This window comes from Sunxiuqinia sp. sy24 (genome assembly GCF_052677165.1).
The window spans coordinates 119,529-144,137 of the sequence record NZ_JBQYLH010000008.1; the positions used below are offsets into that span (position 1 = coordinate 119,529).

Annotated in this window: 18 protein-coding genes; 5 read left to right on the forward strand and 13 right to left on the reverse strand. The window is 42.2% G+C overall.

The window, feature by feature from the left end; all coding sequences use genetic code 11:
• Nucleotides 1–301: 301 nt before the first annotated feature.
• On the forward strand, nt 302–1,657 hold the full coding sequence (locus tag ACUNWA_RS09000) for an MATE family efflux transporter (protein WP_445591565.1): 1,356 nt from the start codon (nt 302–304) through the stop codon (nt 1,655–1,657).
• A 41-nt stretch (nt 1,658–1,698) separates the two neighbouring features.
• Here ACUNWA_RS09000 and ACUNWA_RS09005 read toward each other — a convergent pair whose 3' ends face one another.
• Both ACUNWA_RS09005 and ACUNWA_RS09010 read right to left on the reverse strand, forming a co-directional pair.
• Nucleotides 1,699–2,859 carry a serine hydrolase domain-containing protein gene (locus ACUNWA_RS09005; protein ID WP_445591566.1) on the reverse strand — a complete coding sequence of 387 codons (1,161 nt, stop codon included), beginning with the start codon at nt 2,857–2,859 and terminating at the stop codon, nt 1,699–1,701.
• Nucleotides 2,860–3,157: 298 nt separating this feature from the next.
• Nucleotides 3,158–4,411: a C1 family peptidase gene (locus tag ACUNWA_RS09010; RefSeq protein WP_445591567.1), complete on the reverse strand. Its 1,254-nt coding sequence runs from the start codon at nt 4,409–4,411 to the stop codon at nt 3,158–3,160.
• A 510-nt stretch (nt 4,412–4,921) separates the two neighbouring features.
• Between ACUNWA_RS09010 and hemN the strand changes: the two genes are divergently transcribed.
• From hemN to hemH, 4 genes are all read left to right on the forward strand, one after another.
• Nucleotides 4,922–6,298 carry an oxygen-independent coproporphyrinogen III oxidase gene (hemN, locus tag ACUNWA_RS09015; protein WP_445591568.1) on the forward strand — a complete coding sequence of 459 codons (1,377 nt, stop codon included), beginning with the start codon at nt 4,922–4,924 and terminating at the stop codon, nt 6,296–6,298.
• Between the two features lie 91 nt (nt 6,299–6,389).
• On the forward strand, nt 6,390–7,739 hold the full coding sequence (gene hemG, locus ACUNWA_RS09020; RefSeq protein ID WP_445591569.1) for a protoporphyrinogen oxidase: 1,350 nt from the start codon (nt 6,390–6,392) through the stop codon (nt 7,737–7,739).
• Between the two features lie 18 nt (nt 7,740–7,757).
• Nucleotides 7,758–8,657, forward strand: coding sequence for an oxygen-dependent coproporphyrinogen oxidase (gene hemF, locus ACUNWA_RS09025; RefSeq protein ID WP_445591570.1), 900 nt, complete (start codon nt 7,758–7,760; stop codon nt 8,655–8,657).
• Nucleotides 8,658–8,679: 22 nt separating this feature from the next.
• A complete protein-coding gene (hemH, locus tag ACUNWA_RS09030) occupies nt 8,680–9,696 on the forward strand; it encodes a ferrochelatase (protein ID WP_445591571.1) in 1,017 nt (338 codons plus the stop codon).
• Nucleotides 9,697–9,986: 290 nt separating this feature from the next.
• Here the strand turns inward: hemH and ACUNWA_RS09035 are convergent, their stop codons facing one another.
• The 11 genes from ACUNWA_RS09035 to ACUNWA_RS09085 all read right to left on the reverse strand — a co-directional run bounded on the left by ACUNWA_RS09035 (nt 9,987) and on the right by ACUNWA_RS09085 (nt 24,567).
• The gene (locus ACUNWA_RS09035; RefSeq protein ID WP_445591572.1) at nt 9,987–10,727 is read right to left on the reverse strand and encodes a DUF6261 family protein; all 741 of its coding nucleotides are present in this window, start codon (nt 10,725–10,727) and stop codon (nt 9,987–9,989) included.
• Nucleotides 10,728–11,496: 769 nt separating this feature from the next.
• Nucleotides 11,497–12,366 (reverse strand): glycine betaine ABC transporter substrate-binding protein, encoded by an 870-nt coding sequence (locus tag ACUNWA_RS09040; protein WP_445591573.1) that lies wholly within the window; start codon nt 12,364–12,366, stop codon nt 11,497–11,499.
• A gap of 1 nt (nt 12,367) precedes the next feature.
• Nucleotides 12,368–13,189 (reverse strand): ABC transporter permease, encoded by an 822-nt coding sequence (locus ACUNWA_RS09045; RefSeq protein ID WP_445591574.1) that lies wholly within the window; start codon nt 13,187–13,189, stop codon nt 12,368–12,370.
• Nucleotides 13,186–14,412, reverse strand: a complete 1,227-nt coding sequence (locus tag ACUNWA_RS09050) for a quaternary amine ABC transporter ATP-binding protein (RefSeq protein WP_445591575.1) — start codon at nt 14,410–14,412, stop codon at nt 13,186–13,188. Before ACUNWA_RS09050 ends, ACUNWA_RS09045 begins: the two co-directional genes overlap by 4 nt.
• 9 nt (nt 14,413–14,421) lie before the next feature.
• Entirely contained in the window at nt 14,422–15,612 is a 1,191-nt protein-coding gene (locus tag ACUNWA_RS09055; protein ID WP_445591576.1) for a hypothetical protein, read from the reverse strand.
• Between the two features lie 472 nt (nt 15,613–16,084).
• Entirely contained in the window at nt 16,085–16,756 is a 672-nt protein-coding gene (locus ACUNWA_RS09060) for a 3-keto-disaccharide hydrolase (protein WP_445591577.1), read from the reverse strand.
• 43 nt (nt 16,757–16,799) lie between these two features.
• A complete protein-coding gene (locus ACUNWA_RS09065) occupies nt 16,800–17,063 on the reverse strand; it encodes a carbon starvation CstA family protein (RefSeq protein ID WP_445591578.1) in 264 nt (87 codons plus the stop codon).
• Nucleotides 17,064–17,358: 295 nt separating this feature from the next.
• A complete protein-coding gene (locus ACUNWA_RS09070; protein ID WP_445591579.1) occupies nt 17,359–19,116 on the reverse strand; it encodes a RagB/SusD family nutrient uptake outer membrane protein in 1,758 nt (585 codons plus the stop codon).
• Between the two features lie 13 nt (nt 19,117–19,129).
• Nucleotides 19,130–22,639 (reverse strand): TonB-dependent receptor, encoded by a 3,510-nt coding sequence (locus tag ACUNWA_RS09075; protein ID WP_445591580.1) that lies wholly within the window; start codon nt 22,637–22,639, stop codon nt 19,130–19,132.
• An 88-nt stretch (nt 22,640–22,727) separates the two neighbouring features.
• Nucleotides 22,728–23,774, reverse strand: coding sequence for a FecR family protein (locus ACUNWA_RS09080; protein ID WP_445591581.1), 1,047 nt, complete (start codon nt 23,772–23,774; stop codon nt 22,728–22,730).
• A gap of 187 nt (nt 23,775–23,961) precedes the next feature.
• The gene (locus tag ACUNWA_RS09085) at nt 23,962–24,567 is read right to left on the reverse strand and encodes an RNA polymerase sigma factor (protein WP_445591582.1); all 606 of its coding nucleotides are present in this window, start codon (nt 24,565–24,567) and stop codon (nt 23,962–23,964) included.
• Nucleotides 24,568–24,609 lie beyond the last annotated feature (42 nt).

Sequence of the window (24,609 nt, forward strand, 5' to 3'; positions counted from 1 at the left end):
TAGTGGTTCTTATTTCTTTATTAGTTTTTTAAAGTTTGAAATTTGGGGTGAAAGTGAAACCCAAACTTCAAACTTTAATTTTTTCATCCCAATTTTCATTTTGCTTGCCTTTTATTTCTTTCTAATCTTTTAACGACTACTTTTGCGTCCGTTTTTATTGGCGACCTTAATTACGTTTACTTTCAACACGGGAATGCTTCTCACCTTGAGGCCTGAATTTTTGCTTTGTAACTCCTGCCTGTTGCGTGCTAATTAAGGGGCAAGGTCTCGCTCAATCACATTCATTTATTAGCTTTTTACTATGAAACGAATTTGGCGTTTGTATCGGCCTCACTATGCCGAAACTCGCAGACTAGCCCTGCCCGTTATTGTGGCTCAAATTGGGCAAATTACGGTTGGATTGGCTGACAATATGATGATTGGCCGTTTGGGTAAAACCGAACTGGCTGCAGCGGCTTTTGCCAATACCCTGTTTTCGCTTCCTCTGATTTTTGGGATGGGGTTTGCCATGGCTATCACTCCCTTAACAGGAAAAGCTAATGGGTCGAATGATCATGCGGAATTGTTGTCCTTGAAAAATGGAGCTTTTGTTGCCAACAGTATTATGGCAGCCCTGCTGGTTGCCGCTTGCGGTCTGTTGTATTCGGCCATGCCATTCATGCATCAACCCGAAAGTATTCTTGATTATTCGCGACAATACTTTAGCGTTATCGGTCTTTCCATTGTTCCATTGATGTTGTTTTTGAGCGGAAAACAGTTTGCCGATGGTTTGTCGAATACCAAATTGGCCATGATGATAACATTGGCAGCCAATGTTATTAATATTCTGGGAAATTACATGTTGATTTTTGGGAAATGGGGAGCACCTGAATTGGGGCTTGTCGGTGCTGGTTGGTCAACGCTGGTTGCCCGCGTGTTAATGGCGGCGGGGATGCTCGTATTCATTCGTAAACTCTATCGTGAGCAACTTAAATCCGTTGCTGCCAACTTGAAGTCGGTTACTGCATCGGCACGTAAAATAATCAAACTCGGGATTCCAATGGGCTTACACATGTTTTCGGAGTCTTCCGCTTTTATTGTTGCCGGGATTATGATGGGATGGATCAGCGAAACCGGACTGGCAGCCCATCAAATTGTAATCAGTCTTTCAACTTTTGGTTTTATGTTGTACCAGGGAATTGGGGTTAGCACAACTATTCGTATCAGCCAGCTTGCCGGACGTCAGGTGCCATCGTTAATAAAGAGAGCATCAAATGCTTCCATTCAGATTGTACTGGGAATGGTGGTTGTTATTTCAATGTCATTCGTGAGTCTGAGTAACTGGTTGCCAACCTTGTTTACAACCGATGTCGAGGTGATTAAGCTTGCCTCTCAAATGATTATTGTATTGGCTATTTTTCAGCTTTTTGATGCCATCCAAATTATCTACTCAGGTATTTTACGAGGGATGGCTGACGCAACAATTCCAGGACTCTTAACCTTTATTTGCTATTTTATTATCACCATCCCATTTAGTTATTGGGCTGCCTTTCATGGTGGGTATAATGAAATTGGCATCTGGATGGGCTTTCCTGTTGGACTAAGCATTTGTGCTTTAATGTTCCATTTCCGACTTAGCTATTTGTATCGCAAGCCAGTCGTTCGTGTGCAGGTGTAATTGAAAACAAAAAAACCGGGTTGCCCCGGTTCTTATTTCAGTTATTCTTGTTCTTTGGGATCTATAATATCCAGAAAGTGCTGGGCGATTTGCATTACCGGCAGCTCTTCAAAATCAGTTCCTACGTTGGCACACAGGGTAATCACCAATTTATGCTCGGGATAAACCGCTATGGCCGAAGCTCCTCCAGTGGTACTTCCAGCTTGTCCAATTACTTTGCGTCCTTCGCGGTCGGTAATGACCAGCCAGCCGAAGCTCGTGTTTAACTGCTGTCCGGAGCTCAATTGATAGGGCTCATAAAATAGCTTGAGCGTCTCCTCACTGAAAAATCCGGGACTTAAAAGTTGTTGAGCGGCCAGATTCAGGTCGTCAGCTGTTGACAAGAATCCAATGGCCGGAGCCATCGGGCTTAGGTTTACCTCGGGTGCATTAATCAGCCGGGCAATATAATCACGGTCGTAGGTATTGCTTCGGTTTTCAATAATTGCCATGGTGTTGTCCAATTGGGTATTCTCTAATTGAAGTGTATCAATAATTGTTTCGTGCATCAATTCTGAAAACCTTTTTTGACTGATGTCTTCGGCTAAAATCCCAAGCAGTGCCAAACTGTAATTTGACTGTAACGAATAGCTGTCGGGCTTATAAACCAACGAATCGTTTTGGTGAAGTTTAACGTAATCCTTCAGGGTTCTGATCTTGTCATCTTGCTGAATTAGTTCTCTTTTAGAGCTTTCGGCGAAGCCAGCTGTTTGCCGGACCAGCATTTGAATGGTAAAATCCTCCTGTTTCTTTGGGAATTCCGGAATATAGGCATAAAAGCTACTGTCGATATCGAGCTGACCTTCCTCTTGCATTTTGGCAATCAGGTAAGCTGTAAACAGCTGCGAGCTATTTCCAATGCGGAATTTGGTGTTGCGTTGTACCGGAGCTTTTAATTCTTTATTGGCTAAGCCCAATCCTTCGGACCACACGAATTCGCCATCAATGGATACGGATACAGAGGCTCCGGGCGTAAAACTGCTCATCAGATGTGCACCTAGTTCTTGTCGACTGTCTAAAATTGCTTGTTTGTAATCTTTCTTGTAAATAGGGCTATTCGCTGTTTTTTCCTTTTTACAGGATGTGAAACTTAGAATAAGTACAAGAATTGGAACGAATGTTTTAATCATTGAAATGGCTAGGGTTGATTTCTTTTCCATCATTCTAAATTTATTAAGTCTGGTTTTTATGAAAATTATTTTGAACAGGAAGTGGTGATCCTTTCCCTTGAATTTTTGCAGCCCTGAAAATAATAAATTCAACAAAATAGAACATCAGTCTTATGGATTTTTTTAAACAAGCTGAATTCAATGTAGACAGAGAGCAAGGAGTATGTGTTTTAAACGGAACTCCCTTGTTGCGTATTTCTTGCCAGGTTTTGAGTTTTTTTCTTTCCTGCAAGGCATAAAAAAAGCCCCCAATCGAGGGAGCTTCAAGTTTCTTGCACTGTCGAAAAAGGCATTAGTCAAATTTTTTCAGAATGGCTTTTACCGCATCTTTATGGATGGTGAATCCCATCATTTTTAGTTTGATGTAATCTTCATGGAAGAAATAATAGCCAAACTTAGCATCTTCTTTACCCACATTCCGCGAGCCCGAACTGGAGTCCTTAATCAAATACCAATCTTTGCCGCTATCCTTGTAGTTCTCCAAAATGCCAACCAGGTGCATACCATGGTCATCGGTAGTTGTTTCGTTCGAAAAGCGGAACTGACGCGCATCTTCATTAATGTATTCCGATGGGATGTCGTAGTCAGGAATCATGGCGCAATTGGTTTTGCGGCTAAATCCGGTTTCCGAAACATCGCCTCCAATGCTCATAGAATAGCCATCTTTAATGGCCTTCTTGATGATTTCCATGTAAACATCCAGCGGTACATTGTAATAGTCCTCGCTATCCCACCAGTTGTCCGGTACTTTATACTCGACTTGCTGCCAGTAGGGCTCTTGTTTGTACGACAAAATTTCTACAAAATCGTTGGGGTTCAGTTGCAGATAGTCGGTCATGTACGTTTCGGGGGTGTAGGTTTTTCCTTCGACCGTAAACTCTACCGGTGGTTCGCCAATGTAGTGATTCATGATCGATTTAATGGTTTCCACCCCATAGGCGACATTCCAGGCATTTGATTGTTTCATCGATTCCAGAAAGCCGCGCATTTCCTCCATCATTTTGGCATGGGTGTGGAATTTTCGATCGTGAAGCAAACCGGTATAAACTGATTCGGGAACAACGCCATAGTGGTTCATGATTCGCGCAACCGCATTGCCTTCTGAACCTTCATCAAACAAAGATTCACCGCGTTTCTCAATGTATCGACGGGCTTTTTCAACATATTCCCAATAAACGGTATAGATTTCGGATAAGGCCACTTTTTTACCGGTCTGTCTTAATATTTCGGACTCATAGAAAGAGGTGGTTGAAAACGACCAGCATGTTCCTGCGTTTCCTTGCGACTCGGTTTTGTGACACCAAACGGTTTCATAAAGCGAGGGATCATTGGGAAGATGCAAATCCGATTGATCCATATTGAACTTGACGAAAGGAGCTTCTTCTTTCAATTCTTCATTCACCGCATTCACATCCTTCAGAATCGATTCGTAGTAATAGCCTTTGCCTTTTTCGTAAACTTCAACTTTTCCTTTGCTTTTGTTTTCTTGTGCCAGGCCATTCAGAACAAGAAAAATAGCGAACAGTGTTAAGCTATATTTATTCATCTTTAATTTTTTTAATTAGAGCCAAATTACTTTTAATCTTCGAATAAGAAGCTGAACGATGTCATAAATTTACACATAAGACTATTCATTTAGCTTGAATTTTTAGGTTTATATGGATAATTTAATCGTTTCCGAGTTCCCTCTCAAGGGTGAATAGAGATTTGAAAACAGGATGCCAAGGAGAAGTAGTTGCTACTTGTTGATGGGATTGATAGTTATAAAAAGATCAGAAAAGCTGGATGGTGCTTGCTGAATATCCCTTTTTTTATTCCGGTTCTGAATTTTTTATGCTTATTTTCGTTGACCAATAAGTTTTTCTTTTGTCACCGATTATCACAAATACAATTCTGAAAACTGACATTTGAAAGCTTGTTTTACACATCGTTCTGCTATTTTCGCATAGAATAAAATTTACAACCAGTCGTATCCTCCGAGATAGGGCGGTTGGCATGTGTCCGGTCTGCTAGTCAGATTGGCACCAATAAGCTAAAAACAAACAATTCGAAACACATGAGAATACCTCAAGCATTGATCGATAAGTATAATGTTCCGGTACCGCGTTATACCAGTTATCCGCCCGCTAATTTCTTTGAAGATAACTTTACAACAGCCGATTATTTAAAGGCGGTGGTAGAGTCGAATCACACCCAGCCCGAGAATATTTCCATTTATCTGCATATTCCGTTTTGTACACAGTTGTGTTTGTATTGTGGATGCAATACGCACATCACTAAAGATCAGGATATGATGAAAATGTATGTGGAGGCCCTGAAGAAGGAAATTCACATACTGGGAAAGTTGATTGACAAGAATCGTAAGATATCGCAAATTCACTGGGGGGGAGGAACGCCCAATGTCTTGCCGTCGAAATATATTGGTGAAATCATGGCGATTTTTACGTCTAACTATCAGTTTATTGATAAACCTGAAATAGCCATCGAATGCAATCCTGCTCACCTGGATGAAGCATATATTCGTGATTTGGCCTCCTTTGGCTTTACCCGTATTAGCCTGGGCGTTCAGGATTTTCAGGAGAAAGTGCTGAATGCCGTGCACCGCGAAGTACCGGAAACTCCCATTGTTGACTTAGTGGCTATGATTCGGAAGCATCCGGGTGTTTCGGTCAACCTTGATTTCATCTATGGATTGCCTTATCAGACAGCTGAATCGTTTGAAAAGACCATGGAGGAGGCTGTAGCCATTGATCCCGATCGACTGGTTACCTTCTCCTATGCGCACGTGCCATGGGTGAAAAAAGCGCAGCAAAAGCTTGAATCGTACGGTTTGCCCGAGCCGGAAGAAAAGGTGAAAATGTTCGAGGTGGCCTGGGCGAAGATGACTGGAGCAGGTTATGTGCCAATTGGTTTAGATCATTACGCCAAGCCTGATGATGACATGGCCATTGCGCTGAAGAATCGTTCGCTGCATCGGAACTTCCAAGGGTATTGCACACGTGAAACAACCGGACAAGTGTATGCCTTTGGTGTAACCGGCATCAGCCAGTTGGAGAATGTTTATGCGCAAAACGCGCGAACGGTAAAAGAGTATGTTGATTCGATCAATGCCGACGAGATTCAGGTGGTAAAAGGGTATGTACTTTCGGAAACTGATAAAATTATCCGGCAGATCATCAACGAAGTGATGTGCAACCAATATTTGTCGTGGAAGCAGGTGGCCAGCCAATTCAATATAGAAGTGGATGCACTGAAAGCACTATTGAACTTTGAAGAAAGTAAGCTGGATGAATTTGTCAAGGACGATCTGTTGTCGTACACCACAGATGAGATTGTGATTACCAACCTCGGCCGGTTTGTGCTCCGCAACGTTGCTGCTGTGTTTGACATTCGCTTGGAAGGAAGCATCCAGAAATTCTCCAAGTCAGTGTAAAAGGGATAGCGCATTGTTTGCCTCGGCCCAAGTTCGCAGTAGCAAGACGAAAGGTATGGTAGCTTATGAATGAAAAGAAAATTAAAATACGATGAGTAAAAAAGTAGCAGTCATTGGTGCCGGCCTGACCGGCTTAACCACGGCTTATTACCTTCAGAAGAAAGGAATAGATGTTCAGATTTTTGAACGGGACGACCAGGTTGGTGGGGTCATTCAATCCGTAGAGAAAGATGGTTTTCTTTATGAGAACGGCCCCAGTACCGGGGTGCTCGGACAGCCTGAAGCTGCTGCTTTAATTGAAGAATTGGGTGATGCCTGCCAGTTGGAGATTGCCGATGAAGATGCCAAATACCGATGGATATGGAAAGGCGATCGCTGGCAAGCCTTGCCTTCCGGATTGATGGGCGGAATTACAACGCCCTTATTTTCGTGGTACGACAAGTTTCGAATTTTGGGTGAGCCTTTTCGCAAGCCCGGAACCAACCCGAATGAAACCCTTGCTGAGTTGGTTCGCCGCCGTATGGGGGAGAGCTTCCTGAAATATGCGATTGATCCGTTCATTTTGGGTATTTACTCTGGCGATCCGGCCAAATTGGTGGTGAAGTATGCTTTGCCCAAGCTGTATAACTTGGAGCAAACCTATGGTAGTTTCATTGGCGGATCGATTAAAAAAGCCAAAGAGCCTAAAAGCGATTGGGATAAAAAAGCTACTAAAGAAGTTTTCTCTATGAAGGGTGGTTTGTCATCGCTGATCAATGCATTGGCTAATGCGATTGGCGAGGATCGTATTCATTTGAACCTTATGAATTTAAAGGTTGCTCAGGCTGGAGATAAATACCAGCTTCTGAATGGGGCAGAAGAGCTTGGCGAATTCGACCAGATGATTTCGACGGTAGGTGGATTTGCTTTGCGTGCTTTGTTCCCATTTCTGCCTTCAGAAAAACTTGAGAAAATTGAAGCCATGCCTTATGCCCGTGTGGTGCAGGTTTCCGTTGGTTTTAACCAGTGGGAAGGTATTCCTGTCAAAGCTTTTGGAGGGTTAATTCCTTTCCATGAGAATCGCGATGTGTTAGGCGTTTTGTTCTTATCTTCTTTTTTGAAAGGCCGTGCACCGGAAGGTGGCGCTTTGTTGTCCACTTTTTTAGGGGGTGTTCGGAAATCGGAACTCGTTGATTTGCCGGATGATGAAATTAAAGCGTTGGTTGAAAAAGAGCTAAAAAGCATGTTGGGCTTAACAAAATGGCAACCCGATTTGTTGGTTATTAATCGTTATCAGCATGCTATTCCGCAATACGGTTTTGAGTCAGCTGAACGTCTGGAGGCTATTGATTCGGTCGAAGCCAGCTATCCCGGTTTGTTGCTGGGAGGAAATATTCGCGATGGCATTGGTATGGCCGACCGGATGAAGCAAGGACGTCAATTGGCCGAATCGGTTGGGTAGCTCAAATAAAAAACCAACATGAGAAATGATCAAGTAGCTTCCATCTACCGGAAAATTCAACAACAAATTTGTACTGAACTGGAGACAGCCGATGGCCACGCTGTGTTTAAAACCGATCATTGGGAAAACGAAATTGGATATGGTTACACCATGGTATTGGACCAGGGTGATGCTATTGAAAAGGCTGCCGTAAACTTCTCGGCAGTGAGGGGAAAGGTGAGCGAACGAATGCGAAAAGCCCTTCGTATTGACGAAGGCGAAGCGTATTTTGCTACCGGAATTTCATCTATCATTCACCCCAGAAATCCACATGCACCCATCACCCATATGAATGTGCGCTATTTTCAACTTAGTTCAGGAAAAGCATGGTTTGGTGGTGGAATTGATTTAACGCCACACTATGTGAATAAGCAGCAAGCTCGCTGGTTTCATCAGGAGCTGAAGAACCTGTGCGATCAGTATGACGCGGATTTTTATCCGAACTATAAGCAATGGGCCGATACGTATTTCTATCTGCAACATCGCAAGGAGACACGGGGCGTTGGTGGTATTTTCTTCGACCATCAGGATGGCTCCAGTGATGCTGGCTTTCAGAAATTCTATGCTTTTACGCAGGCGTTGGCTAAAGCGTATCCGCGTATTTATACTGAGCTGTTGACCTTGAATCGTGATAAGGAATGCACGAAGGAAGAGAAACGTTGGCAAGATCTGCGAAGAGGCCGCTATGTGGAATTTAACCTCTTGTACGATCGCGGAACCAAGTTCGGATTGGAATCGAATGGTCGCACCGAATCGATCTTTTTAAGCATGCCGCCCATGGCTTCCTGGACCTACGACTTTCAGGCTGAAAAAGGATCACCGGAGGAAGCAACCTTGAATTTGCTGAAAAAGGATATTGACTGGATTCATATCACCTAATTGACTAACTAGAATACAAACCATGGATAACTCAAAAAGAACAGCAGTTTTACTGGTAAATGTCGGTACGCCCGATGAACCCAAAGTGCCGGCCGTACGTCGGTATCTATTCGAGTTTTTGAACGACCGGCGGGTGATTGACTTGCCACTGATTCCACAAAAATTGCTGGTCAATTTGATAATTGTTCCGTTTCGGGCACCTAAGTCGACCAAACTTTATCAAATGCTTTGGACCCCCGAAGGTTCGCCCCTGCTGGTGAATGCGCTAAAGAACAGGGATAAATTGCAAGAGGCTTTGGGTGATGACTTTCAGGTGTTCGCGGCCATGCGCTACCAGAATCCGCATTTGCGCAAAGTGCTGCATAAGGTGCGCGACCAGCGCTTTGGTCGCCTAATTGTCATTCCGGTTTTCCCGCAGTATGCTTCGTCTACCACCGGCACAATAGCCCAGTTTGTGTCGAAGGAAATTGCCCGTTGGACCGTCGTACCAGAGCTTCGTTTTGTGAGCCAGTTTTACGATAATCCGACTTTTATCAAGGCATTTACCGAACGCATTAAGGAGTATAGGCTGGAGAGCTACGATCACATCGTATTTTCGTATCACGGCTTGCCCAACCGGCAGGTCGATAAGGTGCACCCCGAAATTGCGTCAACCGAATGTACCTGCGAGCAGGCGCTTCCGGAGCATGGCAAATATTGTTACAAGGCAACTTGCTACGAAACCACGCGTTTGCTGGCTAAATCACTCAATCTGAAACCGGAAGATTATTCAGTTTCTTTTCAGTCGCGCCTGACTAAAAACTGGCTCAAACCTTTTTCTGATCAATTGGTGATTCAGAAAGCCAAGGAAGGGGTGAAGCGAATTTTGTTTGTAGCCCCGGCATTTGTGGCCGATTGCCTGGAAACGACGGTAGAGATTGGCGTTGAATATCAGGAGTTGTTTGAGGAACACGGTGGCGAGAAGATACAGCTGGTGGAAAGTCTGAACGATCATCCGCGGTGGATTGAAACGCTTAAGAAACTGATTCTGGAAGGTTGAGTGACGGTGAAAACAAGGTATTGAATTGATTTATTCGCCAATGCTTGCCAGTGGCAGGCTGTATTTTCTTTCCAGCCTGTTCGTTTTTCGTCTAACGGTGAGGTGGGGGTGTTGGCAATTGCCAGTGCGGTGTTATCCGTTTTGAGTTGGATGTCGCAGCATTCTTAACACTCAGGCGCTTTGGTCCAGACCGCATTTGCTTGCTTCAATTGCTCAAAAAGTATTTGCAGGACTAACCAGGCAAATCCTCTCTTAACCCCAGCGTATTTCTCGCTCTGCAAACTATTCATTTAACCGTGCACAACCGCAAGCTTTAAGCTGCGGGTTCCGCCTCTTTTTCGGCGTCGTTTCACCGCTTTGTTGGTGGGTTCAATAATCTCGGCAATGCTACTGATGAAGTTGCTGTAGGTGGCTTTATCGACCTCTTGCATGGTCCGAAGGTAACTTACCAGCTTTTGGTTGACCAATTCAATAGCTTGAAACTTGAGGGTAGTTGCATTTGCTTCTGTTGCTTCGCGGGCCTTTTCGGCGTCATAAGCAATGCGGCCCGCCTCAAAATTGGCTTGCGAACCGGCAAGCTGCGCTACACATTGTTCAAAGCCCGATAGCTTAGCCCCGGCTTCTTGTATCCTGGCTTGCGCCAAATCGCCTTGGAGCGAATGAATTAAGGCCGATTCTGACGCATAGCTTTCTGTAGTAATAGCCGATAGCCCATAATGATTCAGTACCTCGTAAACGATTGATGCTGCGCCGTTAATCGGTGGATCAGGGTGATGAACCAAGCCCAGCACCAGGTAGTGTCGCGAACGGATATGCCCGTCGCGGATTTTGTCTAATTCGGTCAGTTCCGATTCGGTTTTTACACGCCTGATAGCTGCAATAAGACTGTTGGAAAGGGTTTCCAGGCTGCCAAAAATGGTTGATAGGTGCTTGTCGCTGGTCAGACCGGCATGTTGGTACATGCCAATCATGCGCGAACGAGCAGCGCTAACTTCAGTTGTGCGACTTTGATAGATTAGTTTTTTAATCATAAGTTGCTTTCTAATTCAATGCATGTTGTTGGTTGCTGTATTTTCCTTTTTTTAATTAGAGGAAGAACATAACCATGAGTTCGTCAACTTCAGTGAGTTACAATAAATATCATTATCTCACATTATTGGAATAGGATGTTCTTTAGCATTAAGTAATTATGTATAAGCTATTTATAGCTTAAAAAAGATCTTGCAGTTTTTATTTACAATAAAAAAAGTAGAATTGACTCGTATATAAACGTTTATAGCTTTGCCTAAGCTTGTTTTTTGTTTTGAATAAACATCTATAGCTTTCTTTAAATTAGTTTTATTAATAGAGGTTTGTCTATGCCTTATTTCATTATTATCTTTTGACGTAGATAAATGTTTAAGCAATTACCTAAGCCTGTTTTTGTGGTTAGAGGTTTATTTTCAGGCTAATTTAAGAAAGAAATAGCTTATGGAGATGTTGGTATATGGCTGGGGACTATGAGCTGGCGATCTTTTATTTAGGGGATGCCTATGTTGTATGAAAATAGGTAGTCATTTCTTTATTATACATCTCGAAAAAAATGAGAAGTGATACGATGTATTTCAAGCCACAAAGAATTACTGATACGTAAGCTGAAGATTAGACAAAAATAGCTGGCTTACTCCTGGTAATTATGGATGGTATAAAGTAAAATCTCTTTGCTAGCGGAGGTGGTTATTTTAGCGCGAATGAACCGGAAGGCATAAAAAAAGCCCCGCTACGCGAGGCTTTCTTATTTCTTGTAATGGTAAGGTAGGCTTATTTTTCAAACCAGCTATCAACCAATTCTTTGTGTTCGTTATACCAAGCCAATGCAGCTTCGTCTTCGCTTCCTGGATTGCTTTCAATGGCTACCATTAAGGTTCCCAGCAGGTCATCATTCAGTTGGAAGTTTTTAAAGAAAGGTGCCAATTCGGGGTTGGCTTTAGCCCATCCTTTGGTTGCAATTACCGAAATGGTTTCAACTTCTCCCATTACGCCTTTTGGATCTTCCAGGATCTTCAGGTCGTAGCGTGCAAATTTAGTGTGAGGTTTCCATCCGGTTACGGCAATCCACTCGCCTTTGTCGTAAGCTCTTTTCAGTGAGGCCAACATACCGGCTTCGCTCGAAGTAACCAACTCCAAGTCCAGCTCATAGTCTTTAATCACATTTTCGGTGATTCCCATAATTCCGGCTCCTGGGTTGATTCCAATGATCTTTCCATCGAATTTTTCTTTTACGCTGTTCAGCTCGTCAATCGAGTTGATTTCAACATACTGAGGAACAACCAAACCTAGACGGCCGTCTTTGTATACTGTTCCAAGATGCTCAACTTTAGCGCCAAATTTTTCGATGTAACTTTTGTGAGTAATCGGTTCCCACACTTCCATAAACAAATCGGCATCGCCTTTGGCAACGGCTGCAAAAACAGGGGCTACGTCTGCGTTGATCAACTCAACATCATACCCTCTTTCTTCCAGTACTACTTTGGCCAGGTGAGTATTCGCAATACACTCAATCCAGTTTACCATTGCAATGGTAACTTCTTTGTTGGTTTCTTCGTCGGCGCTATTCTTTTTTCCGCCTGTACAACTTGTTAAGAAAATTGCAAAAACAAGGATGAATCCTAATAAACTTGTTCGTTTCATATTATTTCTTTTTTGGGTTTTTACCTAAATTTTGTGTGATACGGTCGAGGATGATCGCCAGCAGAACAACTGCCAGTCCACTTTCAAATCCTAGACCAATGCGTAATTGACTGATTCCTTGAAGAACAATTTCACCCAGTCCTTTGGCGCCAATCATGCTGGCGATAACCACCATGGATAGCGACATCATAATCGTTTGGTTTACTCCGGCCAAAATCGTCGGCATGGCCAATGGCAACTGCACTTTTACAAGTAACTGTTGTGGGGTCGCACCAAAAGCTTTGGTGGCTTCAACAATGTCTTCGGGGACTTGCTGGATGCCCAATGAGGTGAGTCGAACCACTGGAGGCATGGCAAAGATGATGGTTGCAAATGCGCCAGGCACGGTTCCTAAGCCGAAAAACAACACGGCTGGAATCAGGTAAACAAAGGCCGGCATGGTCTGCATAAAGTCCAGAATGGGTCTGATAATGCTGTTGGCTGTTTTGTTTTTTGCACTCCAAATACCTAATGGAATACCAATAGCCAGCGCAATAATAGCTGATGCCAATACCAGAGAGAAGGTTTGCATGGTTTCTTCCCAGAAGCCGGTGAAGTAGATAAATACCAGTCCGACGAGGGTCAGGATAGCATTCTTACGTCCTGCCTTCCATAATGCCAATGCGGTAAACAGGGCAATGGTTACGTAAAATGGCAGTCCGGTCCATAGGGCTTCAATCAGTTCAATCAGCGAGCTCATGCCTGTGTTAATTCCATCAAAAAGACCTGAGAAATTATCCGTTAGCCAGTTTACACCGCTTTCAATATATTGTCCTATAATCATAATTCAATTGCCTTTTGGATGATTTCATTAATTTCTCCTTTATCCTTTCCGGTTGTTTCAGCAATAAGTGAGGTTGGAGAAACCACACCCAGCAGGTGATTTTCTTCGTTGACAACCGGTATGGGCAGGTTCGTTTTACTTAGCAGCGGAAGCATATCTTCCACAATGGTATCCGGATTAACGGTCATCACGGAGTCGCGAATAATAGTTTCGATGGTTTTAACTTCTTTCTTTTTGAGGTCAACCACGTCTTCAATTTTCACGAAACCAAGGAATGTACGATTGGTACGAACGACCGGCATGGAAGTTAATCCTAAGTCGCGCATCGTGCGTAAAACCACTGCTGGACCATCTTTCTTGAGGCGGGCTACCTTGGGCTTTTTAAACATGATAGATCCGGCAGTAACAATTTTACTCCGATCCACATTTTCAACAAACGATGCCACATAGTCATCGGCCGGATTGGTGATGATTTCTTCAGAAGTACCTACCTGAACGATCTCTCCATCTTTCATGATGGCAATACGGTCGCCCAGCTTGATCGCTTCTTCCAAATCGTGCGTAATGAAAAGAATCGTTTTCTGCATCTTTTCTTGCAGTAACAGCAGTTCGTCCTGCATTTGCGAGCGAATCAGCGGGTCGAGGGCTGAAAAGGCCTCATCCATCAGTAATACTTCCGGCGCATTGGCTAGTCCACGTGCCAGTCCGACACGTTGCTGCATACCGCCCGACAGTTCACTTACTTTTTGATTTTCGTAGCCTTTTAGTCCAACCAGTTCGATGGTTTCTTCGGCTTTCTTGTCGCGCTCGGTTCGCTCAATACCTTGCAGCTCGAGACCGAAGGCAACATTGCTGAGCACCGTGCGGTGGGGCAGTAGGCCAAAGTGCTGAAAGACCATGGCCAGCTCCGTACGACGGATGTTCAACAATTCTTTGTCGGTCATGGTGGTAATCTCTTCATTATTCACAAAGACTTTACCCGTTGTCGGGTTAATCAATCGATTAATGCAGCGGAGTAGGGTTGATTTCCCACTCCCTGAGAGCCCCATAATTACGAATATTTCGCCCTCGTTGATGGTCAGATTGGCATCGCGCACAGCCACATTACATCCGGTAGCATCCAGAATTTCAGCTTTGCTTTTGCCTTGATCCAGCATCTTCAGAGCTTTTGCTTTGCCCTTTCCGAAAACCAGCGAGAGTTTTTCAATTTTAATTTTTTCCATGTTTTTCTTTTAGAAATAGTATCCAAAGTTGATGTTAAGACGCTTCATCCATTCTGCATCGGCTTCGCCAACACCTAAGCCTTTTCCGAAGGGGTCATTCAACCAAGGCTGGTTTTTCCCCATGGCATAATCGATGTACGTGTAAAGCGGTCCGGCAGAAATCAAAACTCCAGGAATCAGGTGGTGCATATCGGCATAGTCTTCATTGACTTTATCGATAAGCGTATAGTCCACATAGGCTTGAATGCTGCTGATTGGGCCCAAATCGACCGGAAAGCTTTTTGCAATACCAACAGCATAAGCGTTGGCTTTTGATGCCACATCATATGGTGAGCCATAAGCCCCCATTTGAACGATATCAAGTGATTGACCGTTATCGGCCTTGGCTTTGTAGTTGTAGTTGATGTAGGTTCCTTTAAAGTTCCAGCCTTTTCCCCAGTCAGCCAACACGTGGGCGGCAAAGGCAGTACTTGTTTCAGCTTCATCCAGTACACTGTTGTAAATTCCGCCTACTTGTCCGGAAAGTCCAACTTCAACCTGCTCACTGATGTGGTAAGCAGCACGCACATTTACTTGGTTTAATTCACGAATGTGGGCGTCTACTGTGGACGAACCAATTTTTCCTGAACCGGGAATAATGTCATATGAATAACGTCCCGGTCCTGAGTTTCCATAAGTTACAGCACCTCCTGCTGTAGGCCCTTCGGGCTCTGGCTGGCGGTAGTATGCAAAACTCAGGTCGAGCTTATCAATCCCTTTGTAATCAAATTTGATTCCCATGTCGTAATCGTCTTCCAGTCCAACGTAGTATTGACCTTGAAACCACCATGAATGCGATGCAAATTTGGTAATACCGAAGGGTACTTGGTTAACTCCTAACTTCACGTATAAATCGTCGTTAATTTCATAGCCAAAATAACCATGGTGGATGAAATGGGTGGCGAAGGTTGGGTAAAACCGGTATTCGAAGCTCATGTCGATTCCTCCAGCCGAGCCATCCACGTTTAAACGCCAAGTATCCCAGGTGAATTCAGGTTGAGTTTTGCTGTCTACCCAGCTTTTTGAAAACACATTGAATCGTACGGCTCCACCTACTTTAAAGTAGGATTCCTTTTCTTGTGCCTGACTTGAAAAACTAAACGCAAAAAGACATAATAGTAAGGCACTTAACCTTACTGCTGACTTAAATGATATCTCCATAACTAGTGTAAATAAAAATGATTTTTATAATAATTATAAGTAGAATTCGTTGGGGATTGTTTCTGTAGGACAAAAGTATAAAAAATGACCAGTTTGACAAACGAATTCACTAAGTGGAGATGTGTGGCGATCTAAGCTAAACCTTCTTTTTTCATCCCCATTTTCATTCGAAGAGGAGGTGATTATCTCAGACAGCTAGATTATTAGGGATTTGAAGTAAAGTAGCTGCAGAAGGTATATTATGGGGAATTGCTTTTTAAATCTTAATATGAATTTAAGGTTGGAGGAAATACATTCTATAGAAACAATGTTTCCTGCTGTCGTAATTGTTATCTAAATGTCACTTCGGCAAAGGAAATGAGAAGCATAAGAGCTTGGACGTTTCAGTCATTTAAATCGTACAAAGATGACACATATCGGCATGGCTAAACAAAAGAGTAAGGAAGTACGATTGGCTGATTGCTATTTTGTGCTAGTCGAGCGAGCGTAATGTTAGCTTTCTGAATTCAACTTCGGCGCCTTCGGCCTGCAGCGCCAGCTGCCCCTTTTGGGCGGTGCAGTTGTATCCTTCGTTAACCAGGTCTCCGTTCACCCAAACCCGGATGCTATCTCCTCTGCACTCGATGGTCATGTGGTTCCAATCGCCTAAGGGGTGTTCCGAGTCATTGGTCAGGTTTTTAATCCGGCGCTCTTTTCCCTCCGTAATTCCCCAGTTTTCTTTTGGCCCTCTTCGATTTTCCATATCAGTAACCGCTATATCTTCAACAATGCACCAGAAATCTCCGGCATCGCCGTGTTGCATCTGCACTTCGAGCGATTGAGGAAACATGTTGTATAAAGCCCGCGGAGTAGAAGCATGAACCAATAAGCCACAATTTCCGGGTTCTCCTGCAAAGCGGTATTCGATCTCTAATTGGTAATTTGAATATTCAGCATTGCTTATCAGGTGTCCGCGAGGGTCGCCCAGACTAACCAATAAACCATCGCGCACAATAAATGGAGCAAGGGTGTCCGGATTACTATCCATAGCCGGTACGTCCATATGCCAACCGTCGAGGTTTTTGCCGTTGAAAAGGTTTTGTGGTTGGTTGCAAGCCCCAAAAAAAGCGATCAGAAAAATTAACGTGAAGTGTTTCGTATTCATGAGGTTAATTGTTTTGATGACTAATTTAAGGAATATAATTCAATTAAGGATTTCTAAGTTTCTGAATTTGATTTAATCGCGTACGGTAGCGTTCATCAGTTGACGCGTGAAGTAGCTGTTTCGGTGTATGAAAAAACGAAATCAGAAAGATTCGCCACCAGGGCAGGGGCATATAATCTACGTCATCGGACATGAAGTCTGCGGGTGTTTCTCTTTTGGTGTCAATTCCTGCAATTCGTTCAATCAATTTGGAATATACAAAGTAGCCAATCAGCAGTACAGCCAATGAGGTAAAGGAAGTAATCATCTGTTAGGAGTTTTCTTTGGTTTGTCTAAGGAGTCTAAATATAGTGAATTCTTTCTATCTTTTAGATTGGGAGGTGTTTAGTTAAGACAAAACCGTTAATTATAAACTTTCATGCTAGTAAATTTATTGGTAGTCAGTTTGCTCTGTAAGGGTGTTTATTGGAACTATTTTGGTAAAAGAGATGAGTAATAGCATGAATTTACCTATTATTTAAGCGAACTTTGAAATAAAACAGGGTCAAGTCCAACTTGACTTGACCCTGTGGGGGAAACTTAAATTTGTGGCGTAGTGCTATCTAAAGTGATGGATCAAAAGTACCTCCCCATCCGATGTTTTGTTCCAAATTACTATTCCTGTCCAGTACGTCTTGGTGGATGGGGAAGAAGTAGTAAGTATCCGGAAGTGAATTAATCTGTACTCCGGAGCGTGGCACTTGTAATAGACTGTATTTGAAATTGACTTCAGTTAACTCGTAGTCGTTTGCAAGGCTACGTGCTTCAGAAAGTGGCATTTCTTTGCCATTTTCGTTGATTGCGATGGCTTCAACGCCATGCTTGGTTGTTCCATCAAGTCGGTTGAGCATGCGCAAACGGCGCAAATCCCAAAAGCGATGTCCTTCAAAGCATAGTTCGATATTGCGTTCGGCTATAATTGCCTCACGTATTTCTTCTCGACTGTTCCCGATGATGCCATAATTACCATCCTCACCAGGTTCAATTCCTGCGCGGTGGCGTATTTGTTTTAGGATGTCCAAAGCATCTTCGCGGTGTCCGGTTTCATTAGCCGTTTCTGCATAATTCAACATGACTTCAGCAAATCGCATTAGAATGAAATCGACGTCATATTGTTGCACCTCTGATTGAGTCAAATTCAAAAGACTGTTTTTTACAATGAAAAATCCAGTATATCGATCCAGGTTCGTGGAGTTGGTTGCTGCTTTTGGGTTGATTCCGAAATCATCCAATTCATGAGCAATGCCAAGAGAAGTGTATTGCCGTCTGCCTTTTTTCCCTGACACTTCGTATATCTTCCCATTCCATACAATTGATTTGTCAAAGCGGGGATCCCTGTTTTCCCAATACGTTTGGAGAAACTCATCGTCGCTTTTGTAATAGGTTCCCGAAGGATCATTGTACATTTTGCCATCTTTCATCGGAAATTCCTTTATAAATTCCCATGTGGGACAAGCATACGCTGGGCCTCGGCTTTCTGAACCCGGGCGAACACCATAATCCCATGAAGCTGTTTTGTCAGGGTAGGAATTGATTACGGCAAAAACAACTTCAGGACCTCTTTCGACTAAAGCAATTTCAGCGTAATCTTCTGTTAATGCATAGCCTTGGGCTTTCAGATCTTCATAGGCCTTCTTGTTAATTGCATAGGCTTCTTCCCAAACTTTATTATCCCATGGGTTTTCAGGATTGAACTGCGGCGATGCTTTGTACAATAATACCTTAGACTTAAACGCAAGGGCAAAGTTTCCATCAATCTTTCCATAATCACTAGAGCTTGATTCAATATGTTGGGGGAGAAAAGTGGCGGCATCATTGAGGTCTTTAAGAATAAAGTTAAAGCATTCCTTTGTGGTATTTCGCTTGACATATAAATCGTCAGTATATCTGTCTTGAGGTAAAGTAATATAAGGAACTCCGCCATGATAGACGACCATGTTGAAATAGATATAGGCACGCATAAATAAGGCCTGACCTGTAATGTTATCCTTTACTTCTTGTGGTAACGATCCTTCATTGACGTCAATGACAGCTTGATTAATCAATCGAATTTGATCGTAGGCCCAGTTTTTATACGAACCATTTGTAATTGTAATACGATCAGCATAGAACTCGATTCCAGCTAGTTGCTGACTGGTTCGATCTGCTCCTGTATTCCAATTCCCAAACATAGGGTATAGATTGGCCATATAAGCATTGGCAAGGTTCTCATCGTTCCATACCAAGTCGGGGCTATAGTTGTTTATGTCTTCAATGTCAAGAACATTTGAACATCGGGTAAACGCAGTTAAAACAATTAATGCGTATAGAATATTTTTCATGTTGAATTAAGTTTTAAAATTTAATATCTAGTCCAAAAGTGAACGATTTCATTAAAGGGTATGAGTCATATTCTTTTTGTTCTGGATCGTGAAATTCTTTGATTTCTGAAATCGCAAACAAATTACTACCATTAAAGAAAATTTGAGCGCTTGCTAAATTGATTTCAGACAGCCACTTGGATGGCAAATTGTAGCCTACGTTCAGGTTTTTCAATCTCAAATAAGCTCCATTTTTAATCCAGTACGAGCTGGCTCCAGTACCAGATTCATACCAGTTCTTGCCGACTGGACGAGGATATTCTCCATCTGGATTTTCGGGAGTCCAAACATCTTTGGTCCAAATGGGATAATACGGACGAACGGTTCCTCCCCATTGTCTGATTCCTGCTCCTTCTTTATTACTAATCATTCGGTCGTATACACCTACGCCTTGAAAGTGAGCATCGATTGAAAAGTTTTTCCAACTAGCGCTGAAGCCAAAGCCGTAGTTAAGTCTAGGTGCGGCATTTTCCGATAGTAGTTGTTCGTCATTTGAATCAATCTTGCCATCAGGTCCTTCTGAATAGCCATCTCCTCTGATGTCCTCAAATAAAAGACCTCCCAAGTATGGGGTTCTTCCAAATTGTTTAAATCCACTAGCTAGCAATTCATCTAATTGCTCTTGAGTTCGCACTATTCCTAGGCTTTTATAGCCAAAGAGGCGGTCAAGTGGATTACCAATTTTGGAAGCCCACTCGCGACTTCCACCTGTTAGATAAGCTTCTCCTTCATCAATTAAGTCCCAACGATCTTTGGCATAGCCAACATTACCGTAAACGGAGTAATTGAGTTGATTTTTTATAGCTTTATCGCGCCAGGTGATAGTGAGCTCACCACCTCGCCACGAACGTTCGGCATAATTTTCAGGAGCCAGACTTTGCCCATAATTATCAGGAAGGGTTACCAGCCGAGAACCTAGAATGTCAGTTTCATTTTTTGAAAATACGTCAATTGTTCCTGATAATTTACTGCTCAGCATGGTGAAGTCGAGTCCGACATTGTAAGTGGTAGAAGTAGCCCAAGTTAAATTTGGATTTGGGGTTGCTCCTGGTTGAATACTTCGGTAAAGCTTATCGCCAAAAATGTAGTTTCCAGCATTTTGGTATATGTTAGTGTATGAAAATGGACGAATTCTATTATTATTGACATCAAGGTCATTTCCTGTTGTTCCGTATGATACTCTTAGTTTTAAATCATCAAGCCAAGTGTTGGTTTCATCCATAAATAATTCTTCGGAAATACGCCATGCAGCAGATAATGAGGGGAAGAATCCCCAGCGTTTGCTTTTAGGAAATAGGGTGTTGCCATCATACCTAAAAGAGAACTCAGCAATATAGCGCTCGTTGAAATTATAATTTAATCTTCCTATTAATGACTGACGAGCTCCAATTTCTTCCCAGCCTCTTCCATAACGACGTTCAGCATCAGTTGAGTATACAAAATCCTGATCATAGGTTGTGACAGGATCTTCGGCTTTGGCATAAGCACCATAGAGTCCGCTTTCACTTTGTTCCCAAACAGCCATTGCATCAAAATTGTGCTTGCCAAAGGATTGTTTGTAGTTTAAAAACCAGTTGAACTGGTAACTCCAGCTAGTATTGATGTCGTAGCTCAAGTAAGGCTGGTTTTGGCTAAATGTAAACGTATTGGTCTTGTTAGGATCAGGAGCTGCAGGAACAAAACGGTTGCCATCCGGATCGGCTTGATTAAATACGTAGTTTTTTTGAAATGTCAGATATTTTTTCCGCATGTAATCAGATGCGATATAGTTGCCTGTGACTTTAGTTGAAAGTCCTTGAATAAGCTTGTCAAGTTTAATATCAAGTGACAGAATCGAGTTTAATTCGCGTTTACGGGTTTTGATATATCGATCTCCTGCAATCTGATCGATTACACTCCATGCCAGCCAACTTCCCATTGGGGTTTGCACTGGATATTCAGTTATGAAGTCGGCAGGAGTACCGTCCTCCAAGGTGTAAAATGGATAAACCTTTGGCCAGTTAAAGGTAACCCGGTATAAATCGGATACATCATAGTCGTCATCTGGAGAGAACGGCCAGTAGAAGCGATCATGATTCTGCTGGTTGGCAGACACGTTGAGGGTAAATTGAATACTTTCAGAAATTTTAGCGGAAACATTAGAGCGCAAATTGAATTTTTGGTGATCCAATGACGTGTAAGAACCTTCTTCGCCCCTATAACTAGCTATTGAGTAGTAGGTAATTTTATCACTACCACCAGCTACGCTCAACGAGTGTTTTTGACTCCATGGGTTTTGCCATATGAAGTCGTTTACATTGTAACTGCGGTTTTCAAAATAGGCAAACTCCTCTGGACCATTTGGAGGTGTTGTCCCATTAAATTCAGCAACCCGGTTTTGGTAAATCAATTCATCCGTTGCTGTAGTTTGATCAGACAGGAGCGTTTGAGTTGGTGACGAAGTGGTGTAGGAAGATTGAAAGTTGAAAGTCGGTTTTTGTTTTTTTCCTTTTTTGGTGGTAACCAAAACAACACCATTACCCGCTCGCGAGCCATAGATTGATGCTGTAGCAGCATCTTTCAAAAAGCTCAACTGATCTACTTCTCCAGCTTCCAACGCGTCAAAAGCTTCTTTTTCTCGGACAATCCCATCAATAACGAACAGCGGTTCTCCGAATCCGCCCCGAATCCTTATTTTTGAAGTAGCACCAGACAATCCTGATGTTCCGGTAATGTTTACACCCGGAGCACGTCCAGCAAGTGAGTTTGAAAGATTTGGAGTTGAAATATTACTTAGTTCTTCCATTTTTACGGCGGTGATAGCACCAGTCAAATTGACCTTTTTTTGCACCCCATATCCAACCGCGATAACCTCGTCCAGTCCTATTGTACTTTCTTCAAGCATGATTGCAAGATTCGACTTGGTTGTAATTTGGACTTCCTGCGTTTTCATGCCAACAAAAGAAAAGACTAATGTTTGCGTGGTCTCAACCTCGGTGATCTTAAACAGGCCGTCCATATCGGTAATAACTCCTTTGGCTATTCCCTTTACAACCACCGTTGCGCCGGGGATAGGCTCTCCGCTTTCGTTGGTAACCTTGCCGGTAATGGTTCGTTTATCTGCTTGGTTCGTATTTACGTTTTCAGGAGACAAAAGAATTTGGCGATCCATGATCCGGTAACCAACTTTGGTGTTTTCAAATAGATGAGAAAGAATATTATTAACTTTCTCTTCATTCACTTTTACATTTACAACTCGGTCAACATTAACTAACTTTTGATTGAACAGGAAGAAGTACTCTGTTTGATCTTCAATTTTACTTAATACATCAATGACTTTTACATTCGACATGTTTATTGTCAGACGTGTTTGTTGTGAGTAGGAATTAGTTGCCCAGACTTGGGCAATACAAACTAGCACAAAGAATAAACTTAAGCGCATGACTTTCCAGATTTTAATCAGTGTGCAGAAGCTTTCCGGCACCCAGATTCGTTTTTTTTTCATAAATTTGATTCATTAAGTGGTTAAACAATTTATTAGCATTACACTACTTGATTTTAGCAGGGAAGTATGGCCGTACTTTCCTGCTCTTTTAATTTATTCGTTTTATTTTTGTTTCATCGATCGTGAATGTCACTTTTCTCTTTTCTATGTAATCTCCATTGCTATTTATCGTTTGGTTTTCGAGTTTAAATTTCATGGGCGAGGTGAATGTCAGCAAGCTTAGAAGTTCTTCTAGGCTATGGTTCATAAAAGTAGCATGGTAGGTATAGTTTTTTAAAGCCTCATCGGCAATTACAATATCTATATTGTACCATCGTTCAATTCGTTTTGCAACATTTTCCAATTTCTCATTTCTGAAAACAAGTTTACCTTCGCGCCAGACCGTATAATGTGCAGCGTCAACATTTCGAACATGGTAGCGATTGCTATTCAGGTCAAGAGTTAGTTGCTGGTTGGGTACTAACGTGGTTAATTCCTTCCCTTTTTCTGAGCTTACAGAAACTTTTCCGGTTTGCAAGATCACCTCCTCTGTGAGATCCTCTGCGTATGCTATGACATTGAAGGTGGTTCCCATTACCATAATGTCTAGTTTCTTTGTTTTTACATGAAAGGGTAACCCGTTTTGAATGACATCAAAATAGGCTTCTCCCACTAACGAAACTTCTCTGGAGCTATTGAAAGGCACAGGGTAGGAGAGTTTGCTACCGTTGTTTAAATAGCCGGAGCTACCATCAGGAAGTATGAATTTCGTTCGAGTACCTTCAGGACAATGAATTTCGGCAAAGGCATTAGTGTTATTGGCCGGTTTATTAAATATGTAATAACCTAAAAAACTCAAAAAAAGCGGAATGAAAAGAATTGCGGCAATTCGTTGTAATCTGAGGATGGGCTTAAGTTTTCGTTCTTTCCCATTTTCTTCTAGATAAATTCGGTGTTGTACCTGATTTAATACAGTGGAGAAGTCCTTTTCCTGTTGTTTTTGATTCAGATCAAAATCTTGCCAGTGTTCTTTTAATTCTGTTTCCAGAAAAGTTTGGTTCTTGGATTCGAAGAAAAGGTTTAAAACAGATTGGAAATCTTTTCTTGAGTATTTTCCTGAAAAATATCGTTTTAATATATCCTTTTTCTTTGTCATCAAGTTTAAATCTGTCAATTAATAATAGGCAAAAAACAATTGATCTCGTTTCGTTCTGTTTGCTTATTAAGTAATAGGGGTGAGCAGGTAAAATCCCCTAGTGATGATTGTACTTTTTTTTTAAAATATTTGATAGAATCTATGCGCTGCTTGATTATTGGCTTGGGGATCTGTTGGGTCTGTTTCTTTATTGGAAAGGGTGATTGTTTATAAATAGATGAAAATAGAGCAGTCCGCTTGTGTTTTCTGCACTTAGTCCTTTCTTGAGTTTTTTTAGCGCTTCGGTTATATGATTTTCTACTGTTTTTGAAGAGATGTTGAGTTCCTTGGCTATCTCGTTGATGGCTTGCCCATGCTGACGCTTTCTAATCAGGATTTCTTTTTGACGCGGTGGAAGTTGATCAATAAGTTTATTTACCAGCTCCAGTAAGGATTGGTAGTTGGTTCTGCTATCCAATTCGTTGCTAGATACAATCGCAGTGTTAATTATTTCATGCTGGTAGGCTTTCTGTAAGTTTAGTTTTTGGAAAAGCTCTTGGATATGATTAAAAGCAATTTTGAATAAGTAGGCTTTAAATGAAAGGTCTGGATTAACTGATTTCCTATTTTTCCAAATTTTATAAAAAACTTCCTGGACGACTTCTTCAGCTTCAAACTCAGACTTTAAATAGCCGAGTGAGAAAAAGAATAATCGCTTTCCATATTTAGTGAAAAGTTGGTCAAAGGCTTTGGCATGACCTTCCTTCAAATCACGGATAAGTTGCTTTTCAATATTTAGTTCTTGATTTTTCAAATGGAGGGGTGATTTTAAGATTTGCAAAATGAAGGACAAACA

Coding starts and splice junctions, on each gene's coding strand:
- ACUNWA_RS09010 (WP_445591567.1), bottom strand. CDS start 4,411: ATGAATAAATATAGCTTAACACTGTTCGCTATTTTTCTTGTTCTGAAT.
- ACUNWA_RS09075 (WP_445591580.1), bottom strand. CDS start 22,639: ATGAAAAAAAAACGAATCTGGGTGCCGGAAAGCTTCTGCACACTGATT.
- hemF (WP_445591570.1), top strand. CDS start 7,758: ATGAGAAATGATCAAGTAGCTTCCATCTACCGGAAAATTCAACAACAA.
- hemG (WP_445591569.1), top strand. CDS start 6,390: ATGAGTAAAAAAGTAGCAGTCATTGGTGCCGGCCTGACCGGCTTAACC.
- ACUNWA_RS09080 (WP_445591581.1), bottom strand. CDS start 23,774: ATGACAAAGAAAAAGGATATATTAAAACGATATTTTTCAGGAAAATAC.
- ACUNWA_RS09050 (WP_445591575.1), bottom strand. CDS start 14,412: ATGGAAAAAATTAAAATTGAAAAACTCTCGCTGGTTTTCGGAAAGGGC.
- ACUNWA_RS09065 (WP_445591578.1), bottom strand. CDS start 17,063: ATGATTACTTCCTTTACCTCATTGGCTGTACTGCTGATTGGCTACTTT.
- ACUNWA_RS09005 (WP_445591566.1), bottom strand. CDS start 2,859: ATGATGGAAAAGAAATCAACCCTAGCCATTTCAATGATTAAAACATTC.
- ACUNWA_RS09045 (WP_445591574.1), bottom strand. CDS start 13,189: ATGATTATAGGACAATATATTGAAAGCGGTGTAAACTGGCTAACGGAT.
- ACUNWA_RS09000 (WP_445591565.1), top strand. CDS start 302: ATGAAACGAATTTGGCGTTTGTATCGGCCTCACTATGCCGAAACTCGC.
- ACUNWA_RS09040 (WP_445591573.1), bottom strand. CDS start 12,366: ATGAAACGAACAAGTTTATTAGGATTCATCCTTGTTTTTGCAATTTTC.
- ACUNWA_RS09035 (WP_445591572.1), bottom strand. CDS start 10,727: ATGATTAAAAAACTAATCTATCAAAGTCGCACAACTGAAGTTAGCGCT.
- hemH (WP_445591571.1), top strand. CDS start 8,680: ATGGATAACTCAAAAAGAACAGCAGTTTTACTGGTAAATGTCGGTACG.
- ACUNWA_RS09070 (WP_445591579.1), bottom strand. CDS start 19,116: ATGAAAAATATTCTATACGCATTAATTGTTTTAACTGCGTTTACCCGA.
- ACUNWA_RS09060 (WP_445591577.1), bottom strand. CDS start 16,756: ATGAATACGAAACACTTCACGTTAATTTTTCTGATCGCTTTTTTTGGG.
- ACUNWA_RS09055 (WP_445591576.1), bottom strand. CDS start 15,612: ATGGAGATATCATTTAAGTCAGCAGTAAGGTTAAGTGCCTTACTATTA.
- hemN (WP_445591568.1), top strand. CDS start 4,922: ATGAGAATACCTCAAGCATTGATCGATAAGTATAATGTTCCGGTACCG.